We start from the raw sequence: 2,990 nt of genomic DNA on the forward strand, positions 1-2,990 counted from the left end.
ATCAAACCGTGGGATCAAACAGCTAGGGGCAATGCTAGGGCTTGGCGCAGACCAGGCTGATCGCGTTGCGGTTCGCCATGATCTGCAGATTTCATCATCCCGACTAAAGGGCTTTCCGAGGTTCTGTTGCAATTTTTTGTTCGGCTTGAGGCGGGTATTGTCAGGTTAAGTCCCTGTGCCCGCAGTTTTGCCCGTGAGGATTTGATCAAGCCGTCATTGCAGCGACACAATCGATCCAACGGCGAAATGCGGCTGTCCGGGTGTGGCGATATTTGGAGGCGGTCATCTTGTGGCGGCGGGGGCGGAACAGTGTGGCGGTTTCATCATGGACGCTCAGAAACCTCTGGGCCTGCCGGGCTGATTTGAAACGGCCTTGGATCTTCTCTCGCTTCCGGGTTGGTCTGTGCGATCCTTCAATGCGATTGTTTGTCAACGGCGGAGTGAAATCCGGCCATTGGGCGGCGCAATAACCGGCCACTTCGGGTTTGGGCGCGACGCGCGCCATGAGGCGGCGGCCAGTCAGCCGCGCTTCCCAGATAGCTGGCGGTTGACTGGCCGCCTTGGCCCGTGAGGGCCAAGCCTTTATCGGCTGGATCAGGCGGTGTCGGCGGACTTGCGCGCGCGGCTCTGTGCGAGCCGATAGCTGTCGCCGTTCATCTCGAGGATGTGGACATGGTGGGTGAGCCGGTCGAGCAGAGCGCCGGTCAGGCGCTCGGAGCCGAAGGTCTCGGTCCATTCGTCGAAGGGCAGATTGCTGGTGATCATGGTGGCGCCCCGCTCGTAGCGCTGCGAGATCAGTTCGAACAGCAGCTCGGCGCCGGTCTTGCTCAGCGGCACGAAGCCTAGTTCGTCCACTGCCCGGCAGGGCATTGCACAGCAATGGCCCGAGAGGGGATGATCAGGAGCTTGTATCCGACCATCTGTTTTTGCAGGCGTAGCAGGCGGCGCTCGTCGCGGGCCTCCATCAACTCATGGACCAATGCGGCGGCGGTGGTGAAGCCGACGGAAAGGCCCTTCTGGCAGGCTGCCAGCCCCAGACCCAGAGCGATATGGGTCTTGCCGGTGCCGCTCGGGCCGAGGGCGATGACATTCTCGCGCCGATCGATCCATTCCCCGCGGGCGAGTTCCAGCACCTGCATCTTGTTGAGCCTGGGGATCGCCTTGAAGTCGAAGCTGTCGAGGCTCTTGGTTGCCGGGAACTTCGCCGCCTTGATGCGGCGCTCGACCATCCGCCGTTCGCGGTCGATCAGTTCGAGCTCCACCAGCCGGGCCAGGAAGCGAACGTGGTCCTGCCCCTCCGCGGCGCACTGGCGCGCGAGCTTGTCGTATTCCCTCAGGAAGGTCGGCAGCTTCAGCGTCTTCAGATGATGGGCGAGCAGGAGGTCAGGCGCGTCGGTCATCGGGCCTCCTCCGAGATCAGGCACATGTAGCTGGCCGCCGAGGTCTTTCCGACCTCGGCCCGCGGCAGGTAGGGATAGACGTCGAGATCGAGCTTCGGAGGTCGCTTCTCGACCTGACACAGCACCAGGTGCTTGACGGCGTCGAAGCCGATGGCCCCCATACGCAGGGCCGTCTTCACGGCGGCATGCAGGTCGGCCATCTCAAACGTCTCCAGCAGCCGCAAGACCTGCACATACTCGCGCCGACCTGCCTTGATCATACGCGCCTCCATCAATCGGCGCAGGGTCGCAAATTCCTCTGGCAGCTCCCAGCCCGTCAGCGGCGCGGCCTGGTCGAGCGCGTTGATCTTCTTCTCGATCAGCGGGAGGTAGTGGACCGGATCGAAGACGACATCCTCGTGCTCATAGCTGCGCGCCCTCTCGGTGAATGCCTGCATTCACCTGCCGGGTTATAGATGACGGGCGATGAGATCGCCGCCGCAGCCAATCGCCACCTCGTCGACATAGCCGCGCAGCCAGACATCGCCCCTCTCGCGCATGCAGGCATGCGCTGCCGGGCAGCGGATGGCCGTAGGCGACCGGCACGGAATAGTCGTTGGTCTTGCAACGCACCCGTTGCCCGGCAGGCGATGCCTTGCATCGCCGAGAGGGGGCGCCTGCGAGGTGACCCGCCCGCTCGCCTGATCGCAGGCATCAAAAGGGGCTGGCGGCAGCTCCGCCATCACCTCGAGGTCCCGGGCAAGGCGCGCGCCGATCGCCTCGGTGTGGCCGCGCAGGATATCGCCCTGACGCTTGCGGCACTGCTCCTCCAACCAAGTGTTGAATGCCTCCCAGGAGGGGAAGCGCGGCACCGGCACCATGAAGTTGCGCCGGGCATAGCCGACCAGCCCCTCGACGCTGCCTTTGTCATTGCCCTTGCCGGGGCGGCCATAGCGGTCACGGAGCAGGTAATGTGACAGGAACCCGCTGAACAGCCTGGCCCGCTTGCGGGTGCCGTCCGGTAGGATCTGTGCCACTAGGCACCTGTCGTTGTCGTAGAGCACCGACACCGGCACCCGACCGAAGAAGCCGAACGCGTGAACATGCCCGTCGACCTGTTACCCGGTAGGCGATGCTTGCATCGCCGTAAGGGCGGGCCTCAGAAGTTGCTGCCGGATAGGCCCGGATGTAACAGGCATCGCTGTGCGGCAGGTCGAAGGCGAAGAAATGCGCCTTCTGCTCGACGCCATCAATGATGACCATCGCCTCGCCGAAGTCGGCCTGGGCATGCCCCGGCGCATGGGCCAACGGCACGAACATCTCGCGACCACGCCGGTCATGCTCGCGAATGTAATCCTTCACGATCGTGTAGCCGCCGGTGAAGCCGTGTTCCTCCCGCAGCCGTTCGAACACACGCTTGGCGGTGTGCCGCTGCTTGCGCGGGACACCGCGATCCTCTTCGAGCCAGGCGTCGATGATCTCGGTAAAACCATCCAGCTTCGGGCGCTTGATCGGCGCCTTGCGGCGGTAGCCTGGCGGAACTGAATACGCCAACATCTTCTGCACGCTGTCGCGTGAAATCCCGAAGTGAACCGCCCCGAGTTTACCGGA

At 63.6% G+C, this 2,990-nt stretch carries 3 pseudogenes; all 3 read right to left on the minus strand.

From position 1 onward, the window contains the following. Positions 1-205 precede the first annotated feature (205 nt). A pseudogene (locus tag DT23_RS19235) lies at positions 206-427 on the minus strand (IS6 family transposase); the annotation flags it as partial. Between the two features lie 167 nt (positions 428-594). Beyond that, positions 595-1,400, minus strand: a pseudogene (gene istB / locus DT23_RS16830) (IS21-like element helper ATPase IstB). Continuing rightward, positions 1,397-2,990, minus strand: a pseudogene (gene istA, locus DT23_RS16835) (IS21 family transposase); the annotation flags it as partial. The pseudogenes istA and istB, both read right to left, overlap by 4 nt.

It is taken from the genome of Thioclava indica, assembly GCF_000714545.1.
GTDB classification, from domain to species: domain Bacteria; phylum Pseudomonadota; class Alphaproteobacteria; order Rhodobacterales; family Rhodobacteraceae; genus Thioclava; species Thioclava indica.